This is a genomic window from Candidatus Zixiibacteriota bacterium, assembly GCA_035380245.1.
Classification (GTDB): domain Bacteria; phylum Zixibacteria; class MSB-5A5; order GN15; family FEB-12; genus DAOSXA01.
In genome coordinates this window covers 884943-906660 of record DAOSXA010000002.1, presented here as the reverse complement: position 1 = coordinate 906660, position 21718 = coordinate 884943, and the positions used below count along the sequence as shown (strand labels likewise).

At 53.8% G+C, this 21718-nt stretch carries 17 protein-coding genes; 7 read left to right on the top strand and 10 right to left on the bottom strand.

Annotated elements, in window-relative coordinates; genetic code table 11:
- Positions 1 to 33: 33 nt before the first annotated feature.
- Genes PLF13_08940 through dtd form a run of 8 tightly spaced genes read right to left on the bottom strand, consistent with a single transcriptional unit; the run spans position 34 to position 8154 of the window.
- Positions 34 to 501, bottom strand: a complete 468-nt coding sequence (locus PLF13_08940) for a 23S rRNA (pseudouridine(1915)-N(3))-methyltransferase RlmH (protein ID HOP07402.1) — start codon at positions 499 to 501, stop codon at positions 34 to 36.
- The gene (locus PLF13_08935) at positions 494 to 895 is read right to left on the bottom strand and encodes a secondary thiamine-phosphate synthase enzyme YjbQ (GenBank protein HOP07401.1); all 402 of its coding nucleotides are present in this window, start codon (positions 893 to 895) and stop codon (positions 494 to 496) included. The genes PLF13_08940 and PLF13_08935 overlap by 8 nt, the downstream gene beginning before the upstream one ends.
- Positions 892 to 1806, bottom strand: coding sequence for a signal recognition particle-docking protein FtsY (ftsY, locus tag PLF13_08930; protein ID HOP07400.1), 915 nt, complete (start codon positions 1804 to 1806; stop codon positions 892 to 894). Before ftsY ends, PLF13_08935 begins: the two co-directional genes overlap by 4 nt.
- A 12-nt stretch (positions 1807 to 1818) precedes the next feature.
- Entirely contained in the window at positions 1819 to 5568 is a 3750-nt protein-coding gene (gene smc, locus PLF13_08925) for a chromosome segregation protein SMC (protein ID HOP07399.1), read from the bottom strand.
- A gap of 16 nt (positions 5569 to 5584) precedes the next feature.
- Positions 5585 to 6154: a hypothetical protein gene (locus PLF13_08920; GenBank protein HOP07398.1), complete on the bottom strand. Its 570-nt coding sequence runs from the start codon at positions 6152 to 6154 to the stop codon at positions 5585 to 5587.
- A gap of 4 nt (positions 6155 to 6158) precedes the next feature.
- Positions 6159 to 7097 (bottom strand): DUF4115 domain-containing protein, encoded by a 939-nt coding sequence (locus PLF13_08915; protein HOP07397.1) that lies wholly within the window; start codon positions 7095 to 7097, stop codon positions 6159 to 6161.
- A 9-nt stretch (positions 7098 to 7106) separates the two neighbouring features.
- A complete protein-coding gene (locus PLF13_08910; protein ID HOP07396.1) occupies positions 7107 to 7721 on the bottom strand; it encodes a Maf family protein in 615 nt (204 codons plus the stop codon).
- The gene (gene dtd, locus PLF13_08905) at positions 7711 to 8154 is read right to left on the bottom strand and encodes a D-aminoacyl-tRNA deacylase (protein HOP07395.1); all 444 of its coding nucleotides are present in this window, start codon (positions 8152 to 8154) and stop codon (positions 7711 to 7713) included. Before dtd ends, PLF13_08910 begins: the two co-directional genes overlap by 11 nt.
- A 144-nt stretch (positions 8155 to 8298) precedes the next feature.
- On the opposite strand from dtd, the gene PLF13_08900 reads away from it, so the two are divergent.
- The 7 genes from PLF13_08900 (at position 8299) to PLF13_08870 (ending at position 19161) form a co-directional block, all read left to right on the top strand.
- A complete protein-coding gene (locus PLF13_08900; protein HOP07394.1) occupies positions 8299 to 12516 on the top strand; it encodes an acyl-CoA dehydratase activase in 4218 nt (1405 codons plus the stop codon).
- Positions 12517 to 12678: 162 nt separating this feature from the next.
- Entirely contained in the window at positions 12679 to 13005 is a 327-nt protein-coding gene (gene trxA / locus PLF13_08895; GenBank protein ID HOP07393.1) for a thioredoxin, read from the top strand.
- Between the two features lie 459 nt (positions 13006 to 13464).
- The gene (locus PLF13_08890; protein ID HOP07392.1) at positions 13465 to 14295 is read left to right on the top strand and encodes a rhomboid family intramembrane serine protease; all 831 of its coding nucleotides are present in this window, start codon (positions 13465 to 13467) and stop codon (positions 14293 to 14295) included.
- 2 nt (positions 14296 to 14297) lie between these two features.
- Positions 14298 to 15512, top strand: a complete 1215-nt coding sequence (locus tag PLF13_08885; protein HOP07391.1) for a hypothetical protein — start codon at positions 14298 to 14300, stop codon at positions 15510 to 15512.
- 144 nt (positions 15513 to 15656) lie between these two features.
- Complete coding sequence (locus PLF13_08880; protein ID HOP07390.1) at positions 15657 to 17561, top strand: cytochrome c biogenesis protein CcdA; 1905 nt, start codon at positions 15657 to 15659, stop codon at positions 17559 to 17561.
- A 112-nt stretch (positions 17562 to 17673) separates the two neighbouring features.
- Entirely contained in the window at positions 17674 to 18423 is a 750-nt protein-coding gene (locus PLF13_08875) for a DUF2064 domain-containing protein (GenBank protein ID HOP07389.1), read from the top strand.
- The gene (locus tag PLF13_08870; GenBank protein HOP07388.1) at positions 18424 to 19161 is read left to right on the top strand and encodes a creatininase family protein; all 738 of its coding nucleotides are present in this window, start codon (positions 18424 to 18426) and stop codon (positions 19159 to 19161) included.
- 82 nt (positions 19162 to 19243) lie between these two features.
- On the opposite strand, the gene PLF13_08865 is transcribed toward PLF13_08870, so the two are convergent.
- Positions 19244 to 20050, bottom strand: coding sequence for a hypothetical protein (locus tag PLF13_08865; protein ID HOP07387.1), 807 nt, complete (start codon positions 20048 to 20050; stop codon positions 19244 to 19246).
- Positions 20051 to 20523: 473 nt separating this feature from the next.
- Positions 20524 to 21612, bottom strand: coding sequence for a hypothetical protein (locus tag PLF13_08860; protein HOP07386.1), 1089 nt, complete (start codon positions 21610 to 21612; stop codon positions 20524 to 20526).
- Between the last annotated feature and the right edge of the window lie 106 nt (positions 21613 to 21718).

Sequence of the window (21718 nt, the reverse complement as noted above, 5' to 3'; positions counted from 1 at the left end):
CAAGGTCGGGCGCTTTTCTTTGGGGGAGATTCGTTATTTGTGGTAGTCGCTGCCGTAGAGAATCGAAAAGGCCCGATAGAGCTGTTCCATGAGCACGATACGCACGACCTGATGGGAGAAAGTCAGACGAGAGAGCGACAACATCATGTCCGCCCTGTTGAGTACCGTTTCGTCTAAACCGAAAGCCCCACCGATAACGAACACGATCCGACCATTGCATTGCCCCAGCCAACGCTCCAGCTTAGCGGCTAATTGCATCGAGTCGAGTTTGGTTCCGCGATCATGCAGGGCGATAATCAAGCCTTTGTCGATTTTGCCGAGTAGACGGGCTGCTTCGGCCTTTTTAATCTGGGCCGGGGAGAGGCTTTTGCCCTTTTCGGCGGTGATGGTGATCCATTCGATCCGGGCGAATTTACCAAGGAGTTTTTCGAAATGAGCTGCGCCTTCGGAAACCCAGCGATCCTTATCTTTGCCGACCGCTATGATCTCTATTTTAACCAAGAGCGGTTATCCTTACGATCATGCGGCGCTGACGGGGGCCGTCGAATTCGCAGAAGTAGATCGCTTGCCAAGTCCCGAGAACCAGTCGGCCGTTCTCGATCAACACCTGTTCTGAAGCGCCGAAAAGCGAAGATTTGATATGGGCGTCGGAGTTGCCCTCGCCGTGATGATAACCGTCACGTTGAGGAATCTCCTTGTTGAGTTTATAGAGGATGTCGCGGCGAACGTCGGGGTCGGCGCCCTCATTGATCGTAACCGCTGCTGTCGTATGAGGGACAAAACAAACGACAAGACCGGACTCTATGCCGCTTTTATCGACCAGTTGTTGTACCCGGGTGGTTATGTCGACCATTTCCTCACGTTGTGAGGTGCTTATGGTCAACGTCTCGATCATGCCAGCAGCGCCTCGGCGAATTGTTTCGGGTCAAACCGTTGCATATCCTGCTGCCCCTCGCCGATCCCGATGAAATCGACCGGAACGCCGAGTTCTTCGGCCACGGCGATCATGATGCCGCCTTTGGCGGTGCCGTCGAGTTTGGTGACGATAATCCCGTCGCAACCGACCGCGTCGGTGAAGACTTTGACCTGCGAGAGGGCATTCTGGCCGGTGGAGCCGTCAATGATGAGTTTGCTCAGAATGGCGGCTTCCGGGGCGGCTTTTTCGACCACGCGGCGTATCTTTTTGAGCTCTTCCATCAGGTTGGCCTTGGTGTGCAGTCTTCCGGCGGTATCGACCAGGAGAATATCGGCGTTGCGAGCGACGGCTGCTTTGGCGGCGTCGAAAGCCACTGCGGCCGGATCCGACCCGGACTGTGCCCGGACAATCTCGACTCCTGAACGGTCGGCCCAGATTGCTACCTGCTCGATAGCGGCGGCCCGGAAAGTATCACAGGCGGCAATAATGGTTTTTTTGCCTTCCGATGCGAACAACGTCGCCAGTTTTCCGATGGTGGTCGTTTTACCGACGCCGTTGACGCCGACTATCAGCCAGATCTCGGGTTTGCCGGAGGTCGTCGTTTTCTTTTCGTCGGAGCGATTGGTCAGGATAGCGCGAATCTCTTCGGACAAAAGGCCCATCACCTGGTCGCCTTCGGTAATCTTCTGCTCTTTGGCTTTTTCCTTGATGTTCTCGATTAAGCGCATCGTAGCCTGAACGCCGACATCCGCCTCGATCAGGATTTCCTCGATTTCGTCGAGCAGGTCATCGTCCAATTTACGCCGACCGACTACCCGGGCAATTTTGCCCACAATGCTGTCCTTGGTTCTGGTCAGCGATTTCTTGAGTTTTTCAAAGGCACTAAACATGGCAGGTAATTATCAGGCCTGGTCCTCTTCGTCGGATTCATCACTGATCGTAACGTTGGCGTTGAGCCGTTCGGCTATATTGTCGGGAATGTCCGGTTCCGAACGCGGGGCAACTTCTGTCTCGGGTTCCGGTGAAGGAATGTCCGCGGCAATGCCTTCGCGCAACGAAGCGATTTCTTCTTCGTTCGGTGACGCCACCACCTGTTCGGAGCTTTCACCTTCGGCGATATCGGTGAATTTCACCGCTACCAGCTTGGAGACGCCGGCTTTTTCCATCGTGACGCCGTAGAGGTTCTGAGCCTTTTCCATCGTGATCTTGTTGTGAGTAATGATGATGAACTGCGTGCGGTCGGAGAAACGATCGATGATGTTCAGGAAGCGCTTGCAGTTGGCATCGTCCAGCGGAGCATCGATTTCGTCCAGAATGCAGAACGGCGAGGGCTTGACCAGGTAAAGCGAGAAAAGCAGCGCAATAGCGGTCAGAGCGCGTTCACCGCCGGACATCATGGTAATCGACAAGAGTTTCTTGCCGCGCGGACGGGCAATGATGTGAATATCGGATTCGAGCGGATCGCTCGGGTCTTCGAGCATGATATCGGCTTCGCCGCCGGTAAACAGGTCAACGAACAGTTTCTGGAAGTTCGTTTTAACCTGGGTGAAAGTCTCCTGGAAAAGCTGTCGAGCCGTCCGATTGATTTTCGTTATCGTCGATTGCAGATCATCTTTAGCCTGAGTGAGGTCATCGAGTTGCTCCTTGAGGAACGATTCCCGCTCGACCGCTGTCTGGTATTCTTCGAGAGCCAGAAGGTTGACCGCACCGAAGTTTTTAAGACGTTCCTTCAACTCGCGCAGGTTGGCGCGGGCCTGTTCGTCGTCCATGTTTTCATCCGGACGGTTGGCTTCGTAGCTGCCGATATCGAGATCGTATTCATCGTTGATACGCTCGGTCAGGGAAGTGATCTCGGAGCGCAGGGTGTTCACCCGCATTTCCATCTGGTGACTTTGATCGGCGATAGATTCCCGTTCGGAGCGGATCGTCTTGAGTTGCGTTTCACGATCGTCGACGCGGTTGAGGATATCGGCCTGAGTGGTGCGAAGGCTCCCCTGGCGTTCGTTCGCCTCGGAACGGGATGAAAATACCTGTTTCAACTCCGTTTCCAACTCAGTAATGCGTTGTCCGCAGGTTTCGATGTCGGTCTCGGCCTGGGTAATTTCCGTTTCCTTGGCGGTAGCGGTGTTTGAAATTTCCTGCCGCAGCTCGTTCGTATGACGAATCTTACTTTCGATTTGTTCCGAGCGACTGCGCGATTCCACAGTCTGAATCTGAATCCGCGAAAGCTGCTCCATCGCCTGTCCGGCGTGGTCCTCGAGCGACTGCAGATCGTCGTCGGTCTGGTTCATGCCGCGCACCAGATTCTCTTTACGATTGGCCAGTTGGTTAAAATCGAGTTTCAGGCTGTACTGGCGATTACGAATCTGTTCCAGGCGGTCGTTTGCCTGCTTCTTCTCTCGTTCGAGTCGGGTGCTTTCTTCGGTCAGGCTGGTCAGTTTGTATTGCAGGGCGGTGCGTTCGTCCGCAGCCTCGGCAACTTCTTCCGCCAGTGATTCTATCTTTGCCGCCAGTTGCACCGAGGCCGCCCGGTCGGCTGCCTGTGATGCGGCCAGTTGGTCTTTATCGTGTTTGAGCGATGTTAAGGTCTTACTCAATTCCTCGATCTGGCTTTCCTGCTCGGATAACTTCTCACGACGGCGGAACAAAGGCAGGGTATCTTCAGAACCACCGCTGATCACGTTCTGCCGGTAGACGGTGCCGTCGGCCGACACGGCGCTGAAGCCGTAGGGGAGATGACTTAGAATTTGATCGGGATTGACACTGCTATCGAACACTGCTACCCGGGACAGGATTGCCTGCATGAGTGGTTTGAGGTCGGTGTCGGCAGAGACATAGTTGTCGAGCCAGCCGATGAAACCTTCGGCGTTGATCTCAGGGCGTTTGACGACGGGATTGAAAGCGCCGCTGTCCGGTACGACGATACCGATCCGTCCCTGTTTTTCCTGCTTAAGATGCGCGACGATTTCCTCGGCGGTGCGGCGATCACGGCAAATCAGATAACCGGCCAGTTCGCCCAGGGCGGCCTCGACCGCTATGGCATAACCGTCGTCGGGGGTGAATTTGTCCGCCACGGTTCCAACGATACCCGGCCAGCGGTCGTTCATTTCCATGACCGAGACCACGCCCGAGCTGTATCCCTCGAAGTGCACGATCATGTCTTCGAGTAAAGACTTGCGTGCTTCACAAGCCTCAATGGCCGCGCCGGTGTTGGATATCTCAAGCGCCAGGCTTTCGGATTGCTCGACGGCGTCCTCGATCTGCTTCAGCAGATTGTGACGTTCCGTCTCGGCTTCCGCTTTCTGTCGCTTTAACTCTTCCAGTCGTTCGTCGGCCGTTTTAAGCAGCGTGGAAATCTCAATCTTCTGTTCGGAGGCGTTTTCGAGTTGACGAGTCAGATCGGCAATGCGTTCGCTGAACTCCTCTTCCTGTTGACGCAGGTTGTCTTCCTCGGTTTTGCCCGAAGATAACTTCCCCTCCAGTTCGATCAGGGTCTTGTTCTCGGCTTCTTTGGAGGAGCGTGCCGCCAGCAATTGTCGGTCTGCTTCCGCTTGCAACGATTGAGCTTTTTCCAGCTCGACGTTAAGTTGTTCGACCTGGGCGCGTTGTTCTTCCAGTTCGATCTCGGCTTCCTTGGTCTGTTCGCCGAGAATTTGTCGGCGATTGTGCAGGGCCTGGATTTCCTGCTGGTTGCGTTCGATCAGCTTGCGAGCGTTGGAGCGCTTCTCGACCAGAATGGTGACCTCGCGTTCGAGCGAGTGGGCGCGTTCCGATATCTGATAAATTTCGTTGCCGATTCCGGTCAGTTCATGTTCGAGATCGACCTGTTCCTTGCGGTCGGCTTCGAGCATCGAGGCTATTTTGCTGAGCGCCGTTTCTTTATTGGCGCGACGAGTGCTGAGGTCATCGAGCTGGGCCTGCAGCTCGCGACGTTCCCGCTCGATTTGTTTTATTCGTCGCGATCCGAGATACAATTCCCAGTCTTTGATCTCCTGAGATATCATCTGATAGCGCGATGCTTTTTTCTGCTGGCGATTGAGTGATCGCACCTGCGTCTGGACCTCGGAGTAGATGTCTTTCAGACGAAGCAGGTCGCCTTCAGTGGATTCGAGCTTGCGCAGAGCGGCTCGTTTGCGCTGTTTGTATTTCGTAATTCCGGCGGCCTCTTCGAAAAGGAAGCGACGTTCCTCGGCCTTGTCCGAAATTACCGCCTCGATCATGTCCTGCTGAATCACCGAATAAGAATGTGCTCCCATGCCGGTGTCGAAAAACAGTTCATGAATATCCTTGAGACGACAGGGCACTTTGTTGAGCAGGTATTCCGACTCACCTGAGCGGAACAGCCGTCGAGTCACCTGCACTTCGGTGTACTCGGTCGGGAGGACACCCCGGTTGTTCACGAGGGTGAGGGTAACCTCGGACATGCCCAGCGGTTTCATTTCGCTGGTTCCGTTAAAAATCACTTCCTCCATCTTGCTGCCTCGGAGCAGAGTCACTTTCTGCTCGCCAAGCACCCAGCGGAGGGAATCGAGGATATTGGTTTTACCGCAGCCGTTCGGTCCGACGATGGCCGTGATGCCACTGGAGAAATGAACTGCGGTTTTAATGGCGAATGATTTGAATCCTAACAGATCCAGACGCTTTAGATACACTGTAGCTCCATGCCGTTTAGTTATTACCGGGCATCGCCGCCGTAGATTCCTTCATCGCTCCCAATATGGTGAGCAACGACTTGTAGATGTTGCGTTCATCGCGGAGATACTTGGTTTTTATTTCGAGATTGTAATAAGGCTGACCGAGATGATTTCCGCGCCCGACGCGAACGGCGTCCGGAAAGCTCAGGAGAATTCCGGACGTGAACGGATTCGGGCTCAGCCCCATGTCGAGCACCATGTCGAATTTATAGTCGCGCAGTATCTTGATATAGCCCGCTTTGGGCAAACCAGTCCAGGTTGACTGGTCCAGTGTCGGCGACAGAATCTGGAATCCCTGACGCGGATAAATGTCGTTGATGGTGGCGCCGGGAAGCGACATGAGGGTGATCTGTGCCGGTCGAAAAATATCTTTGATCACCGGCAGGAATTGTTTCATCAGGGTCAGCTCACGAAGACCTCCCGGCAGGCAAACGAGAATCCGTTTTACCCGTTGCAGCGAAGCGGGGAACTCCAGCGTGGGTGGTTCCATTTTCTTCACGCGTCGCTGCAGGGTCATCCTGCCGATGAAACTCTTCAGGCTCATTTTTCTATTCGTCTTTAACGGTACTGTCTTCGGTCGGCGCCGACTGGTTGTCGACACTGGTTTCGGTTAACTGCGGACGCGGCCGGCTCCGCTTTTGCGGCAGTTCACGCGCCATGATTTCTTCCAGGTTCAAACGATCGATATTGATGTCGTGAATACGACCCGTCTCCGGATTGCGCAGGTTTACTTCCTGATCGTTCAGAAAAACATCGACCGCCGAAGGGATCCCGATGGAGACATTGAGTCGATATTTGGCTGACACGTCATAAGTGCGACCGGGGTAGAGAGTACGATAAAGCACCGTGTCGCCGTCGGCTACGATGGTTGACCAACTTTCATTGTGCGGTTTGAGCACCAAGGCAAGACCGGCCGGGGGGGTGTAATCAGGAACGCCCCAGTCGTACCCCTCTGCGGTTGACGCGGCCGCTTCGTCGTTGGTAATGTCAACCTCGGCAGAACTCTCGGTATCATCGACAGCCGGTTCATTGTTGTTTCCGTCGTTGCCGGAAAAAACCCATTTGGTAAGGATCAGGAAAAGCAAGAAGACAATAATGATTGCCCCCACAAAATAGAGCAGCTTCTTGACGAGATGTGAGTCACTATCTTTCGTGTCTTCTTCCTCTTCGACCGGTTTTGCCTGGCGTTTGTTTCCGGGGGGATGTTTGTCGCCTTTATCCGGAAGAGCCGGTGGTAGTTCCGGTCCTATTTCTTCTTTTATCGCATCTACCGTTGCACTGTAGTCGATTCCCAGTAACTGGGCGTATGACTTGGTGAAAAGTTCGAAATACAACTCCGAAGGAGAGCTGCTGGGGTCACCCGCCTCGATCGCTTCCAGTGTCGAGGGGGCCATGTTCAGATTGGCGGCGACATCCTCAAGGTCTCGGTCCTGACGTTCTCGTTCGAGCTTGAGTAACGCCCCCAGTTTTATATGTAATTCACTCATCGATCGTGATCAGTCCCTTGAAATGGTGCTCAGCAAGCGGGCGGCCAACTCATCTAATAGCTTGCCCGGCAAGCCGATGACATTATCCAAATTCCCCTCTATATAGTCAACTAAAAAGGCCCCCATGCCTTGAATGCCGTAGGCTCCCGCCTTGTCCATTGGCTCTCCGGAGGTGATATACTCGCGAATCTGTTTGGAGGTAACGGAGTTGAAATGAACCTCGGTCAGTTCGTAGCCGGACATTGTTAATTTCCCGTCTACCGCCAAGGCAATCGCGGTACAAACGACATGAGTTTGCCCCGACAGGCGTGACAGGATCTCGAAGGCTTCCTGTTCGTTCTCGGGTTTGCCCAGAACCTCGCCGTTGAGGACAACAATCGTATCGCATCCTAAAACCACTGCGCTATTCGCGTTTTCCCGGGAGACCTCGAGTGCTTTTTCCCCGGCTAGCCGCTCGGCATACGCATAGGGGGCCTCGTTGGGTTTCATGGCTTCTTCGGTTTGGGGGACGATGCGTGTAAAGGTTACTCCGGCTTCAGTCAATAGACGGAATCTTCGGGGCGAACCGGAGCCGAGGATAAGCGGACGGAGCGATGCCAGTTGAATGATCGATTTAGAGGTCATGGTCCACAATCACTGTTACCGGTCCCATGTTGGTGAACTCGACTTCCATCATCGCCCCGAAAACGCCGGTAGCGACGTTGAGTCCGGATTCCTTAACCTGATCCACGAAAATATCATACAGCCGTTCCGCTTCAACCGGTTCCTGGGCATGGTTGTAGCTCGGGCGGCGCCCCTTGCGACAGTCGGCGTAGAGAGTGAACTGCGATACAATCATCACCTCGGCTTTTAAATCCAGAGCCGAAAGGTTCATTTTGCCCTGGTCATCCTCGAAAATGCGAAGATTCACAGCTTTGTCGGCCAGCCAGGCGCATGATTTCTCCGTATCGCCGCTACGCGAGCCGAAAAGGATCAGCAGCCCCGGCCCGCATTCGCTGTGTGGACGGCCTTCGATCCGCAGTTTGACGCCCGCAGTTCTCTGTATAACTAAACGCATGGAATAACTTTCCCAAAAACAAAGGCCCAATATATAGGGCCGAATGGTGGAAGCCAACGGAAAACCGCGTTAATCCAGTCAGGACAGGATTATACTTGCGTTATGCCTGACAGCCGGTTTCTTTATCGTTGCATGGGTAGGAGTATGATATCATTAGGCATTGACATAGGGTCGGTTTCGGTCAAACTGGCGGTTGTGGACTGTGACCGATTGGTAACAACGGCTTATCGCCGTTTCAGCGGTAGTCCGTTCGAGGTCCTGTACGATCTTCTGAAGGAGATCGACGGAAATATAGCCGGTCAGCCATTTCGATTGGGAATGACCGGAATTGGCGGAAAAACCGCGCAGAGTATCCTTGGCGGGGATTTTTACGGCGAAATTGCTTCTTTGGCGGCCGGGAACTATCTGATTGCTCCCAAAATTCGCACGGTTATTGAAATGGGGGGCGAGGACTCCAAGCTGCTGATTCTTGATCCCGACCAGCAGGTAGTGGTTGATTTCGCTATGAACGCCCAATGCGCCGCTGGGACCGGTTCTTTTCTGGACCAGCAGGCCGGGCGACTTAAGATCAGTATCGAAGGGGAGTTCGGGGAATTGGCGCTTAAGTCCAAGAACCCCCCTCGGATAGCCGGACGTTGCTCGGTTTTTGCCAAGTCCGACATGATCCATCTTCAGCAGATCGCAACTCCCGATTACGATATCGTGGCGGGACTCTGTTTCGCGGTGGCGCGTAATTTCAAGAGTTCCATTGCCCGCGGCAAGCAGTTCCAGAAACCGATAGCTTTCGAAGGGGGCGTGGCCGCCAATCCCGGGATGGTGCGAGCGTTTACCGAAGTGCTCAACCTGGCACCCGGAGAATTGCTTATACCCGAGTATTTCAACGTGGTCGGAGCGATTGGCGCGGCTCGGCTGGCGGCCGAACGAAGTGAACCGGTAACGGATTTTGACCGCGAAAAAATCACCGGCTATCTGAAATATCGCCATCGTCCCGAAGCCGCTCGTGAGGCACTCTCTTTCGATTGCCCCGATACCAAGCATTACGATACGACGCTGGCTGATCGCCCGACCGATATCGACGGTCTTGAGGTGTTTCTGGGGATCGATGTCGGCTCGCTTTCTACGAATCTGGTTCTGATCGACCGCGACCAGCGCGTTATTGCCCGTCGCTATCTGATGACTGAGGGCCGCCCGATTGAGGCGGTTCGGCGCGGTTTAGCGGAAATCGGCGGGGAAGTGGGTGACCGCGTCAAGGTAATGGCGGTGGGCACGACCGGATCGGGTCGGTATTTGACCGGCGACTTCGTCGGGGCGGATATTGTCCGCAATGAGATCACTGCCCAGGCAACGGCGGCCGTGGCTATCGATCCCGGGGTCGATACCATTTTCGAAATCGGCGGACAGGATTCGAAATATATCTCTATCGACGACCGGGCGGTGATTGATTTTGAAATGAACAAAGCCTGTGCCGCCGGAACCGGCTCGTTTTTGCAGGAGCAGGCGGAAAAGCTCAACATTCACATCGAAAACGAGTTTGGCGAGCGGGCTCTCAAGGCGGAATGCCCGGTTGGCTGTGGTGAACGTTGTACCGTTTTCATGGAGTCCGATCTGGTTGCCCATCAGCGTAAGGGGGCCTCGATCGATGACCTCACCGCCGGGTTGGCCTACAGTATCGCATCGAATTACCTGACCAAGGTGGTCGGGGATCGGCGTATCGGAAATCATATCTTTTTCCAGGGCGGGGTGGCCTGGAACAAGGCGGTGGTGGCAGCTTTCGAAAAGCTGATCGGCAAGACGATTACGGTGCCGCCGCATCATGATGTCACCGGTGCTATCGGTGCAGCGATCCTGGCCGTCGAGCAATTGGATAATCCCGATTTCGTCACCAAATTCCGAGGTTTCGATCTTTACAAGCGTAAGTATACAATCGAGACCTTCCGCTGTGAGGATTGCTCCAACCAATGCGAGATCAGGCGGGTTGATGTCGAGGGAGAAGAGCCCCTGTTTTACGGCAGCCGCTGTGAGAAGTACGATGTCGGCCGCACGGCAAACGTTGACAAACAACCCGATTACGTCAAGCTGCGCCAGAAACTTCTATACAAGCGCTGGATTCCGGTCAAGAAATCGAAGAAGGCTAAGCGGGCTCGGATAGGTCTTCCGCGAGTGCTTCATTTCCATGATTATTACCCGTTTTGGCAGGCGTTTTTCGACAGTCTTAATTTCCAGGTGGTCAACTCCGATATCTCCAATCGCCGCATCACCGAGGATGCCCTGGAAATGTTCCAGGCGGAGACCTGTTACCCGGTCAAGATGGTTTACGGACATGTGGCCAACCTGTTCGAGAAAAAGGTCGATTACATTTTCCTGCCGTCGATGATCAAGGTGGCCGAGGAGCAACAGGAGGTGGACAAGGCCGGTTATATCTGCCCTTACGTACAGTCGATCGGTTCACAGATAAAATCCCGGTTCGGCGAAGTACACGACGGCACACGGCTTATCACTCATCCCATATCACTTTGTGAGTCGGTGTCTGATTTGCGCCAGCGCTTCAAACCACTCGCGCATGATCTGGGAATCCGCGACAAAGAACTACGCCGCGCCATTGACGCCGGCATTAAAGCTTACAAGCTCTACAAGCAGGCACTCCACACCGAAGGAGACCGTATTCTGGCCGGGATCGGCCCGGACGAGAAGGCGATGGTGGTGGTGAGTCGGCCTTACAACGGTTATGATCCGAAGCTGTCGCTGGAGTTGCCCAAAAAGATTCGCGAGCTTGGCTACAAAGCGATCCCGCTTGATTTTTTCCGTCTGAAGGAGAACGAAGAAGACTTCCCTTACATGTATTGGAAGTACGGTCGACGTATCCTCGAAGCGGCCCGGATGCTGCGTCGTTCCCCGAACCTGTTCCCGGTTTATATTACCTCGTTCGGATGCGGTCCGGATTCGTTTATTACCCACTTCTTCCGGCGTGAAATGGCCGGTAAGCCGTATCTCCAGCTTGAATTGGACGAACATTCGGCCGATGCCGGACTGATCACCCGCTGTGAGGCGTTTGCCGACTCACTCAGGTTTTATAAATATCAGCCGCCGATAGCGGATTTCCATATCGAGCAGGATGATTTCCGGCCGTTCGAGCGCACTATCTATATCCCCAACATGTGCGACCATGCTCATGTGATGAGGGCGGCTATGTGTCGCTATGGTTTGAACGCCGAAGTTATGCCCGAACCGGATGAAAAGACACTTGAGTACGGCAAGAAGTTTACTTCCGGCAAAGAGTGTTTCCCTTGTGTGATCACAACCGGCGACATGATCAAGATGGTTCTTTCAAAGGGGTTCCAGCGCAAAAAGACGATTTTCCTCATGCCCGGCGCCGATGGACCCTGCCGATTCGGGCTTTACAACGAATACCACCGCGTCATCCTCGACGAACTCGGGTTTAAGGATGTGCCGGTTTTTTCTCCCAATTCCCGAACCGGCTATGACAGTTTCGGTCTCGAAGGAACCGACTTCCGCACAATAGCCTGGCGAGGGCTGGTTTATATGGATTGCCTGATCAAGCTACTGCTGCAAACGCGACCGTACGAAATCAATCCCGGCCAAACGGAAGAAGTTTATATCGATCAGCGCCGAAGGCTGGAGAATGCCATTATTGCCGATGATCCGCTCGAAGAACTGGCAAGCCAATGCGCCCGGGCATTTAAGGCGATTCCCACGACCGTTGAAGCACGGCCGCTGGTCGGTGTGGTAGGGGAGATATATCTCCGCAACAATCGCTTCTCCAATAACCATCTCATCACCAAGCTCGAAGCGCTCGGCCTTGAGGTGCGACTGGCGACCTTTACGGAATGGCCGATGTATACCTCCGCCGAATACCGCCGTGATTCGTTTATTCGAAGAGATTTTAAGGGAGTGCTAAAAGGTCACCTTCAGTTAATCGTTCAGCACCATCACGAGAACAAGATCATCAAGGCGTTCACCCGGGAGGTTCCGCTCGGACACGAGTTCCCGGTGGAGCAGGTACTCAAGCTGGCCGGGCCGTATTTACCACGCGCCTGCAAGGGGGAAGCGCTGCTGTCCATCGGCAAGTCGATTGAGATGGCTCAAACGGGTGTCTCGGGAATTGTTAACGCCATGCCGTTCAACTGCATGCCGGGGACGGTAGTAACCTCGCTGTCGGGTAAAGTGGCCTCTGATATGGGATCGATTCCCTGGCTGAATATCAGCTACGAAGGTCTCCGTGACTCCGGCGAAGAAACCCGGCTTGAGGCTTTTGCCGAGCAGGTAGGCAATTTCGCAGCGGCTCATGGCGGCATAAACCGAAATGTGCGCCGAGATATCGATCTTGTGGATCAAATCCACTAACCTGGCTGTCTCGGAAAATCCTTGTGGCAATTATGGGCATTGTTATATATTGGACCGATTTTTCAGACTGAGGCAAACCCTCCCGTTGGGAACCGGTTAGCCTCTTTGCTGTTATACTCAAGAAGAAAACGAGAGACCTTTATTCCGATATCTGGAGGAACGATGAGCAAACCTGTAGAAGTTACCGACGACAGCTTCGAGGCTGAAGTAATACAGTCCGATAAGCCGGTTATCGTTGATTTTTGGGCAACCTGGTGTGGACCATGCAAGATGATTGCCCCTATTCTGGAAGAAGTCGCCGGAGAGTATTCTGATCGGCTGAAGGTGGCCAAGCTGGATGTGGACTCCAACAACCGGACAGCTGGGAAGTATAACATCATGTCGATCCCGTCGTTGTTGATTTTCAAGAACGGCGAGGTGGTCGATCAGATCGTGGGGGCGGTACCGAAAGCTCAACTTACCAGCAGACTGGATAGAGCGTTGGCGTAAGCTGCTGCGATAAAAGCTTTTAATGTATCAGGCGGCGCGATCCGTAAGGACTGCGCCGCTTTGTTGTAGGTTTTATCTATAGATCGCGTAATCGGCGGCCTTGTGTCGCCCGCATTGCAGTTGTGTTTTACTGAAAATCCGACCGATTGACTTTTTAAACGGACCCTGTAGATGTGTTATGTATAATTAGCAGAAGTGGGGATTAAAGCGAAAACAGGAGAGACATGGGTCTTGACAACCTGATTACTTTGGTGATTTTTGTAACATTGTGGTTTTTATTCGTAACCAGAGTATTACCGAAGTTCAGTGACGGTTGAAAGCTGATCGGATGTGGTGTCTCGACAAGAGACCGAAGACGTAATCAGAAAGCGGCAATAGATGAGACCGACGACCAGTCCGATCCCGATGAGAAGAAGGGATCGCTAACATCGCCGGTCCCGATGCCGATACAGAGCAATAATGAGGTTTTCGCAGTACAATCAAGCCCCCGGGGCGCGGAGTTACCGCATTGGCCCCGGTATTCTGCCGCCCTTCATAAAGATGATGCTGGTGGTGAACTCGGTCATGTTCGTTCTATGGCTGATTTACCCACCTCTCACCAGTATCCTAGGTCTTACTCCGGCCCGTTTTTTCTCTGATTTCCCGAATCTGATCTACCAGGTTTTTACCTATATGTTCATGCATGCCGGTTTTGGACATATTCTATTTAATATGTTCGCTCTCTGGATGTTCGGCAGCGAAGTAGAGCAGACCTGGGGATCGGCCCGGTTCGGACGTTTCTATATCCTGGCCGGTCTGGCCGGTGCGGCGCTGACCTTGATCGTGCGCAGTGGTCAGGCTATTCCGATGGTGGGAGCTTCAGCGGCTATATATGGTGTTCTGGTGGCTTATTGGCTGATGTTCCCGCACCGCATGCTGTACATATATTTTATGTTTCCCATCAAAGTGAAGTATGCTATACCTGGAATGATGATCCTCGGTTTTCTTTTCGGCGGACCCTATGTCGCTCACTGGGCGCACGCCGGAGGAGCCCTGTTCGGACTGATTTATACTCGTGTGGACTGGTCGATGTTGCGTTTGGGTAACTGGTTCCGCCGGGTTAAATACGAGCGACAGGAGGCTAAACTTCAGAAGAACCGCCAAAAGGCCGAAGATACAATGAAACGGGTCGATGAAATTCTGGACAAAATAAACGAAGTCGGCTTCGAGAACTTGACCCGGGCCGAGCGCCAGTTTCTCGAAGACGCCTCGTCCAAACTGTCGAACAAGAAAGCCAACGACCAGAGATAGCCATGCATAAACGAGTTCTCCTGGTAGACCAATCCGATACCGTTCGCAACGTTGCCGAAACAGTTCTTCGCCAAAACGGCTTTGAAGTCATCTCACTTTCCAATCCCGACAAGGCCCTGGAAGTGGTTGGGCTTTCTCGTCCGGAATTGATGATTGTCGGCGCGGACCTCTTATATAAAAATCAGCGGCCGTTCTTTGAGAAACTTCAGGCCGATCAGGTGACTCAGAGTATTCCTTTGCTCGTGGTGGCCCAGCGCGATCAACATGATTTAGGTCTTCCGGAAGAAGTGATCATGAGAGTGCCGTTCGATCCCCAGGAATTCCTCGATCGGGTGAAATTGTTCACGGGAGCTGCGACACCGGTCGCAGCGGCCGATACCTCCAATCCTTTGGCGGGTGCGGCGGTCGGGGATGACCTGCTAGATGCCGCTCTGGGGCTGGATCGCATTGAAGTTGAGTCTTCGGAAGTGATGGACAAAACGAGCCTTACCGGTCGCAACAAGGCCTCCAAGGTTCCCCAGGAGTCGTTCCATGTTGACAAAACCGATACCGCGATGAAGGACTCGGGAAGGGTGGAGTCGATAATGATAAGAGATGATGCCACGGATATCGTGCAAAAGCCGACTACTCCTCAAATGCAACCGGATCTTTCAGCCTCACAGAAGCTCGAAATTCTCGATGATATCGATCAGTATAATATAGCTGCGACCGCCAATCTGGCGCCGGATCCGATCGATCAAGTGCACGATTATAACTGGTTCGTCAATGAGATGCAGGCCGATTCGAAAAAAACGGGACCGGCTCCCGTTGCTCCTCCGCCGGCGGCCCCTGATGACTCCGGTCAACTCAACTGGGATGATCCTTCGAACCAGATTGAACCGGTAAAACCGGCCGGCGTCAAACCCAATCAGCGACAGGATGGCGTCGGCAAGTTTATCGATGAGTTCAAAAAAGAGGTCGAGCGGTTTCACGATGACGAACCGGAATCGATCCTGGTGGAATCCGAGCATTCATCACAGCGGTTAACAGCCGCTGAGTCCAAGTGGGAGGAGACACTGGAGAAACTCACTCCGGACGATGTGACCGCCTTTATCCAGCAATTCTCACGTGAACTGGCTCATCGCGTAGCTGATTTGATTGCCGCGAAAATCGATTCCGAGAAGCTGATGCGCCTGATGGCGCGTGAAGCCGGACGCGGTAAATCGGATGAGAAATAGATCCGAATAATCCCCTTTCGTTGAAAATTGACTTTCCTCGGTTTCAGGTATAATATGCCTTCGCCGGGGATCCTGCGGGCACCTCGTGAGTATTACAGGTGTTCTGACCGTTGTGACCTCGGTCAATCAAGAGGAAAGGATACGATGAATAAAGATTCTCGCCGGAAACATCCCGCCCGTATCGTTCTGACTTTTCTATTTGTATCTCTGGTGGGACTTATCCCTGCCCAGGCGCAAATAGATTTTGGCTCATCTCCGGACGAACCGATTGAGTCCGTGGTGCAGGTACAGGTTTATTTGTCCCGTACGGCCGTTGCTCCCGGAGATACGGTTGATGCCGTTGCGGTGGTTGATATCGAGCCCCCCTGGCATGTCAATTCAGCCGAACCGTACCAGGATTGGTTAATTCCGGCGCGCTTGTCGTTCGATTCCACCGATGCGGCGACACCGCACAGCATCGTGCACCCGGTCGGGCGCGATCTGTTTCTGCTCGACACCAACATGTCGGTTTATTCCGAACGTATCCTGATTCCGTTTAAAGTCGCGATCGATTCCTCCGCGGTCGAGGACGTGACCGTTCCGTTGCATTTTACCTATCAGCCCTGCAACGACAAGACCTGCCGAGCTCCGGAAGAGGCGGAACTGACACTTGCCATTCCGATCGGCAACGACGGCGAGGCGGCCAACGAGCAGTTTTTCATCGAAGCGGCTCCGATTCAAGAGACCTCTGAGATGCCGGCGGCGCCTGAGCCGACAAGCGACAACGACCTCCAGCGCCTGATCGATAAATACGGATTCTGGGGATATATCATTGCCCTGGGATTGGCTTTCATCACCGGTTTACTGCTCTCGTTTTCTCCCTGCACTTATCCGATGATTCCGATCACGGTCAGCATTTTTGCCGGACAGGATCGAACGGTCGGGCGCGGTTTCGTGCTGTCGCTGTTCTATGTCGGTTCCATGGCGATGATGTACGGTATCATGGGGCTGATCGTATCGCTGGTGGGCGGCGTATTCGGCGCCTGGCTGGCCAGCACGCCGGTAGTAATAGGTATTGCCGCGATTTTCGTGATATTCGCTTTATCAATGTTCGGTCTTTACGAGTTACAGGTCCCGATGGCTTTGCGGCAGAAGCTCGGTACGCGGCGTGGCGGCGGCGGTGTCGCCGGAGCGATCGTACTGGGAATCGTTGCGGCGCTGGTTGTATCTCCCTGTGTCGGACCGTTTGTCGCGGGTATTCTGCTTTATGTCGCAACGTCCGGTTCGCCGGTAATAGGCTTCCTGGTGTTGTTCACTTTTGCGCTCGGTCTGGGAACGTTGTTTGTGGTCATCGGTACTTTTTCGTCGGCTATTTCCAAATTGCCCAACTCCGGTGATTGGATGGAGCAGGTTAAGAAGTTCTTTGGCTTTGTCCTGATCATCATGGCCGTCTATTTCCTGCGTACGATCATACCCACTACCGTGACCGCACTCGTTACGGCGCTGATACTTCTGGCGTTCGGGGTTTTCGGCGGTGGTCTGGATCGTCTGACAGCCGAGGTCGGTTTCTTCGGCCGCTTAAAGAAATTCCTCGGTTTGATCGCATTGTTGATCGGCGGCTACCTGCTGATCGGGCTTATGCTGACCCGGGGATTCATTCTTCCGGCGGCATCACAATGGCTCCCGGCGGGTACGACGGCACAACACGAAACGACTCATCTCATCCCTTTCAGCGACAATCTTCAAGCCGGTCTGGAGCGAGCCAAAGCCGAGCACAAACCGGTGCTGATCGACACCTGGGCAACCTGGTGCGCCAACTGCCGCGTTCTCGAAAAGAAGACTTTCAACAATCCCGATGTGGCTCGCGAAGCCGCCCGGTTCGTGCCGCTTAAAATCCAACTGGAATCGGCCGACACCGAAATCACGAAAGATTTCATGGAACGTTTCGGACTACGCCAGTATTCTTTACCAACGGTGTTATTGCTCGATTCCAACGGCAATGTAGCCAGAATCCTTCAGGGTGTGGTCGAATCCGATGATATGATTGCCGAACTGCAGAAAATTAAATAGATACACATTATTAACAAGCGGATGATCCCTGACGTTTTTTAGGGCGTCCGCTTGACTCGCTTCCGGGCGCCTCCTATATTGGCCGAAAAAGAAACCATAACAACTGGGTATTATGCCACGGAAAAAGAAAAACCCGTCGGTGATCGCAATCTGCGTACAGGAACCGTTCGAAGACGGCTCATCGATGGACCTGGGCGCGATTAGCGGTGACGACTTGAGGATAATGCATCAGGCGTTCATTACCGATACGATCACCCACGCTTTACAAGTAGAAGATGCCGACGTCAGGCTTTATTATATCGATGATCCCGACCGTAAAAGATTCGTTAAAATCATTCTCGACTACCTGAAGAAGAAACTCAACGGCAATCTGGCCGCTGCATATAAGCAGAATTTTGAAGCGTTCGAACAGAACAAAGATCGTTGGGGAGTAAGAGTCGAGCATCTTTTCGATGATTGTTTCAAGGCCGGTTATAAAAATGTTCTGATTGTCGGTAGTCGTACCCCGACCATCACTCCCATTGCCATGGCGACCGCACTCAGGATGCTCAAGGAATCGGATGCCGTATTCGGCCCGACTCCCGAAGGACGTTATTACGTCATCGGCATGACCGGCAGCCCCCGGATTAAGCTCTCCGAATTCGACTGGAAATCACCGTCGATCTACAGCGAAGTGGCCGATGCTTTCACCGAGAAGGGGCTGGCCTGGTCGGAACTGGAAATCTGGTATGCCGTGGAGACGCCCGATGAGCTGGAAATGATGGTTCGCGACATCAATCAATACCGTTTCGAAGGCGATGATCTTACCGCACGTGAGACCGAAATCGCCATGGAACGAATGTTTTCCAAATACGGAGGCTGAGTGGAACGTCATCTACAGCGGTTGCACTGGCTCAGGATTCAGGAGTTGGTGCCCGAGAAAATTAAAACAGTGATTCTGCCGGTGGGAACGGTCGAGGGTCACGGCTCCGCTTGTCTCGGTACCGACAACATTATACCGGAAACGATAGCCGAGGGCATTGCCGAACGTATCAACGCCCTGGTCGCACCGACCGTGAATTACGGCATTACCAAATCGCTTTATCGTTATCCGGGCGGATCGACCATCAAGCCCGAGCATTTCGGTTTGTATGTCCGCGATGTCCTCGACTCGATGGCCGACAGCGGCTTTCGCAACGTCATCCTGATGAACGGCCACGGCGGCAATAACGGCGTGTTGAAAGAAATCGCCAACGAGTTCCATCGTGATCGTAAGGGGAATATCTGTGTCGTCCATTGGTGGACGCTTTGCGAGAAAATGACGGAAGAGTTTTTTGGCCATGTCGGAGGGCATGCCGGAACCGATGAAGCGGCTATGGTGCACGCTATCGATCCCGCTTTGCTCGATGAAGAGGCTTATGATCCCGGTCTGGCTTACTACTATCGTCCGGGCGCCGATGTCTATCCGGTGCCGGGAACGATTCTGCTTTACAAGGAAAACGAAGGCTTCCCCGAATTCGATCACAATCGGGCGATTCAATATCGAGAGAAGGTTATCCGGATGGTAGGGGATTTCGCCGAAGAAGTCCTCGGACGCTGGGAAAAATTCGGGCTCGTGTAAGTAAAGAGAGAACTAACTACAGCACGAAAGGCCGTCGGCTACCACCGACGGCCTTTCTGTTGGTGCGAATTATTTATCCGTATCAGAAACGGTCGATATAGACCAGCCGGACCGCCCGTGTGAAGGTGCTCGATTCATGACGATTGACCAGCAGATCTTTCAATAACAACTCGATTTCGAGATTCTCGGTGAACAACCATTTGATGCCCATGTTGAGATAGCCGCGCCCCTTGCCGCCGAAATTATCTGTCAGGCCGGTTTTGTTGTCGTTGAGAGCGGCGTCGAATTCCATCATGAGGGCCAGGTTGTATTTGAAAGTAAGATCGATACCGCCGAAGAAGTTCAGGCTTTTATCATCGTCGCCGTCGTATTCCATGGAATAGTTGATCCCTCCGTGCCAGCCGGAGGTCCAGTTGTAGAAGAAAAAGCTGCGGCTGGCCACGGCGTAGAAGCCGCGTGACTTATAGGCGTATCGTTTCAACTCGGAATGATAGGGGCCGAAACCCTGGGAGGTGAATCCGACCGCGATGGCGGGGAATACTTCCATTTCGTCCACGATCCGGAAGCGGAGGCTGAATTCGATATTGGGATTCCAGTCGGCGTCGCCGTTCGAGATAATTTTCAGGCCGCCGTAGGAGATACCCATGTTCATGCGGTCGAAAAAGCCGATGTCGGCGTTGGCCAGCGCTCCGCCGCCCGGGTAGAAGCGGAAACCGATGTCAAAGTAAGCGCGGGGAAAAGTGCCGGCGGTCGGCATGTCGATCAACCAGCGCGGGGGAACATCGTAGAGCGAGGTCTGTGCACCGCCCATGTTGTCGTTTTGCGCCGAGACGGAGGGGATAATCGTCAGCAGCAACATCGCCGAGAGCAGCATCAATCTATATTTCATTCGCTTATTGCCTCGCAGTTTATGTTTCACACCTTCTATTGCGAAAGTGACCGAGACGGCGGATCAAGTCAAACTAAAACTGGGGGCGGTGGTGTTACTGTGGGCGGTTGACTTTTTTGTACAACCCTGTATAACCGCGGAGTCTTTCCTGTCTGAATCCGATGAATGACCTCGCGAAGAATCCAACCGTGTTGGTGGGCGGCCGACGTCCCCGTCGGCCCCTGTGTCTGTGAGACTGCGGTACAAGGTGTCATCGGGCGCTTCTGCCCGACGACAGTCTTCCGTGATATCTGCCCGCAGGCCGGGATCCCCGCGATCCCGGCCTCTGATATCCGGCTGGGGTTGTCCAAGGCAGTTCATACTTGCGGGGAGTGTGATGCCGTACTATCTGGATGTTATGAAGCCATCTGGAACGAGTGGGAGTCCTCTACTGAAAACCCTGGGCCCGCCCCATGAGCCACCAAGCTCATCAACTAGTGCAGGCCCCAGGCCGCGATATTCTGGACGGTCGAATCGCCTGCTGAAGTCATCGTTCCGGCGACCACCAGGTCGTTGTCGTATATCGCCGAGGCAAAAGGTCTGCTTTGAATTCCTGTCCCCAACGAATCCCACGCGGAACCATTCCAGGTCGCGATATGATCGAACGGCGTACCGCCAATCCCGGGAAAATATCCGGCAGCGACAAGCTCGTTGTCAAAGACGATAAGAGAAGTGACCGAACTGTCCATTCCGGGTCCTAGAGGCGCCCACGAGGTGCCGTCCCAGGCAGCAAGATTGTCGGCACTGACTCCCCCGGCAACGGTGAACAAACCTCCCGCAATCAGTTTCCCGTCGTAAACGGTGAATGAATAGACCTCGCCGTCCATTGCGGCTCCGAGCGATGACCAGGTAGAGCCGTCCCAGGCGACGACGCGGTCGGCCCAGGCACCCTCATTAAGCGACATAAATCCGGCCGCTATCAGCTTGTTGTCGTAGACTGTCAACTGGTTGATACGACCCGTCATATTGGTTCCGGGTCGAGCCCAGGCAGAGCCGTCCCAGTATGCGATACCGCCGACACGAACATCACCGGCGAAGGAGAAATTGCCTCCTACGAACAACTTGTTGTCGTAGACGGCCAGGCTCTTGGCGACGTCGTCGACGCCCGATCCAAGCGCTTGCCATGACGAGCCGTCCCAGGCGGCCACGTGATTTACGGTAACCCCGCCGGCGGTCACGAAGTTGCCCGCGACTATGAGCTTATTGTCCCATTGAGAGAAGCATATCGGGCCGTTGTCCAATCCGGACCCCAGCGGAGCCCAGGTCGAGCCGTTCCAGGAAGCGATACGGGTGGCGGCTGTATCTCCGGCGGTGGTAAAAGAGCCTCCAACAATCAGAAGGTTGTCATAGACACCGGCGGTCACGACCGTGTTGTTCAGCCCCGCCCCCAGCGGCGACCAGGACCATTCCCCGGCGGGTGTCACCGGGTTGTTGTCATCGTCATCGGAACAACCGTTTGTGAGCAGTACGGCAGTGATCATCAGGATGAACAACAGAAAGACGTTTAGCCTCGGCGCATGCATAGAGCCTCCTACCGAAGAAGTGAAGCAAGCAAAACCGATTGTCTTATATGGAAATTACTGTCCACAGTATAGGATGCCGCCCTCGGGAAGTCAATCTCGTTCCATT

Bases quoted from the DNA above. Each gene is read 5' to 3' on its own strand.
- PLF13_08875 (HOP07389.1), top strand. From the start codon at position 17,674: ATGCCACGGAAAAAGAAAAACCCGTCGGTGATCGCAATCTGCGTACAG.
- PLF13_08915 (HOP07397.1), bottom strand. From the start codon at position 7,097: ATGAGTGAATTACATATAAAACTGGGGGCGTTACTCAAGCTCGAACGA.
- PLF13_08935 (HOP07401.1), bottom strand. From the start codon at position 895: ATGATCGAGACGTTGACCATAAGCACCTCACAACGTGAGGAAATGGTC.
- PLF13_08890 (HOP07392.1), top strand. From the start codon at position 13,465: ATGAGGTTTTCGCAGTACAATCAAGCCCCCGGGGCGCGGAGTTACCGC.
- PLF13_08900 (HOP07394.1), top strand. From the start codon at position 8,299: ATGATATCATTAGGCATTGACATAGGGTCGGTTTCGGTCAAACTGGCG.
- PLF13_08885 (HOP07391.1), top strand. From the start codon at position 14,298: ATGCATAAACGAGTTCTCCTGGTAGACCAATCCGATACCGTTCGCAAC.
- ftsY (HOP07400.1), bottom strand. From the start codon at position 1,806: ATGTTTAGTGCCTTTGAAAAACTCAAGAAATCGCTGACCAGAACCAAG.
- dtd (HOP07395.1), bottom strand. From the start codon at position 8,154: ATGCGTTTAGTTATACAGAGAACTGCGGGCGTCAAACTGCGGATCGAA.
- PLF13_08865 (HOP07387.1), bottom strand. From the start codon at position 20,050: ATGAAATATAGATTGATGCTGCTCTCGGCGATGTTGCTGCTGACGATT.
- PLF13_08880 (HOP07390.1), top strand. From the start codon at position 15,657: ATGAATAAAGATTCTCGCCGGAAACATCCCGCCCGTATCGTTCTGACT.
- PLF13_08910 (HOP07396.1), bottom strand. From the start codon at position 7,721: ATGACCTCTAAATCGATCATTCAACTGGCATCGCTCCGTCCGCTTATC.
- PLF13_08920 (HOP07398.1), bottom strand. From the start codon at position 6,154: ATGAGCCTGAAGAGTTTCATCGGCAGGATGACCCTGCAGCGACGCGTG.
- trxA (HOP07393.1), top strand. From the start codon at position 12,679: ATGAGCAAACCTGTAGAAGTTACCGACGACAGCTTCGAGGCTGAAGTA.
- PLF13_08860 (HOP07386.1), bottom strand. From the start codon at position 21,612: ATGCATGCGCCGAGGCTAAACGTCTTTCTGTTGTTCATCCTGATGATC.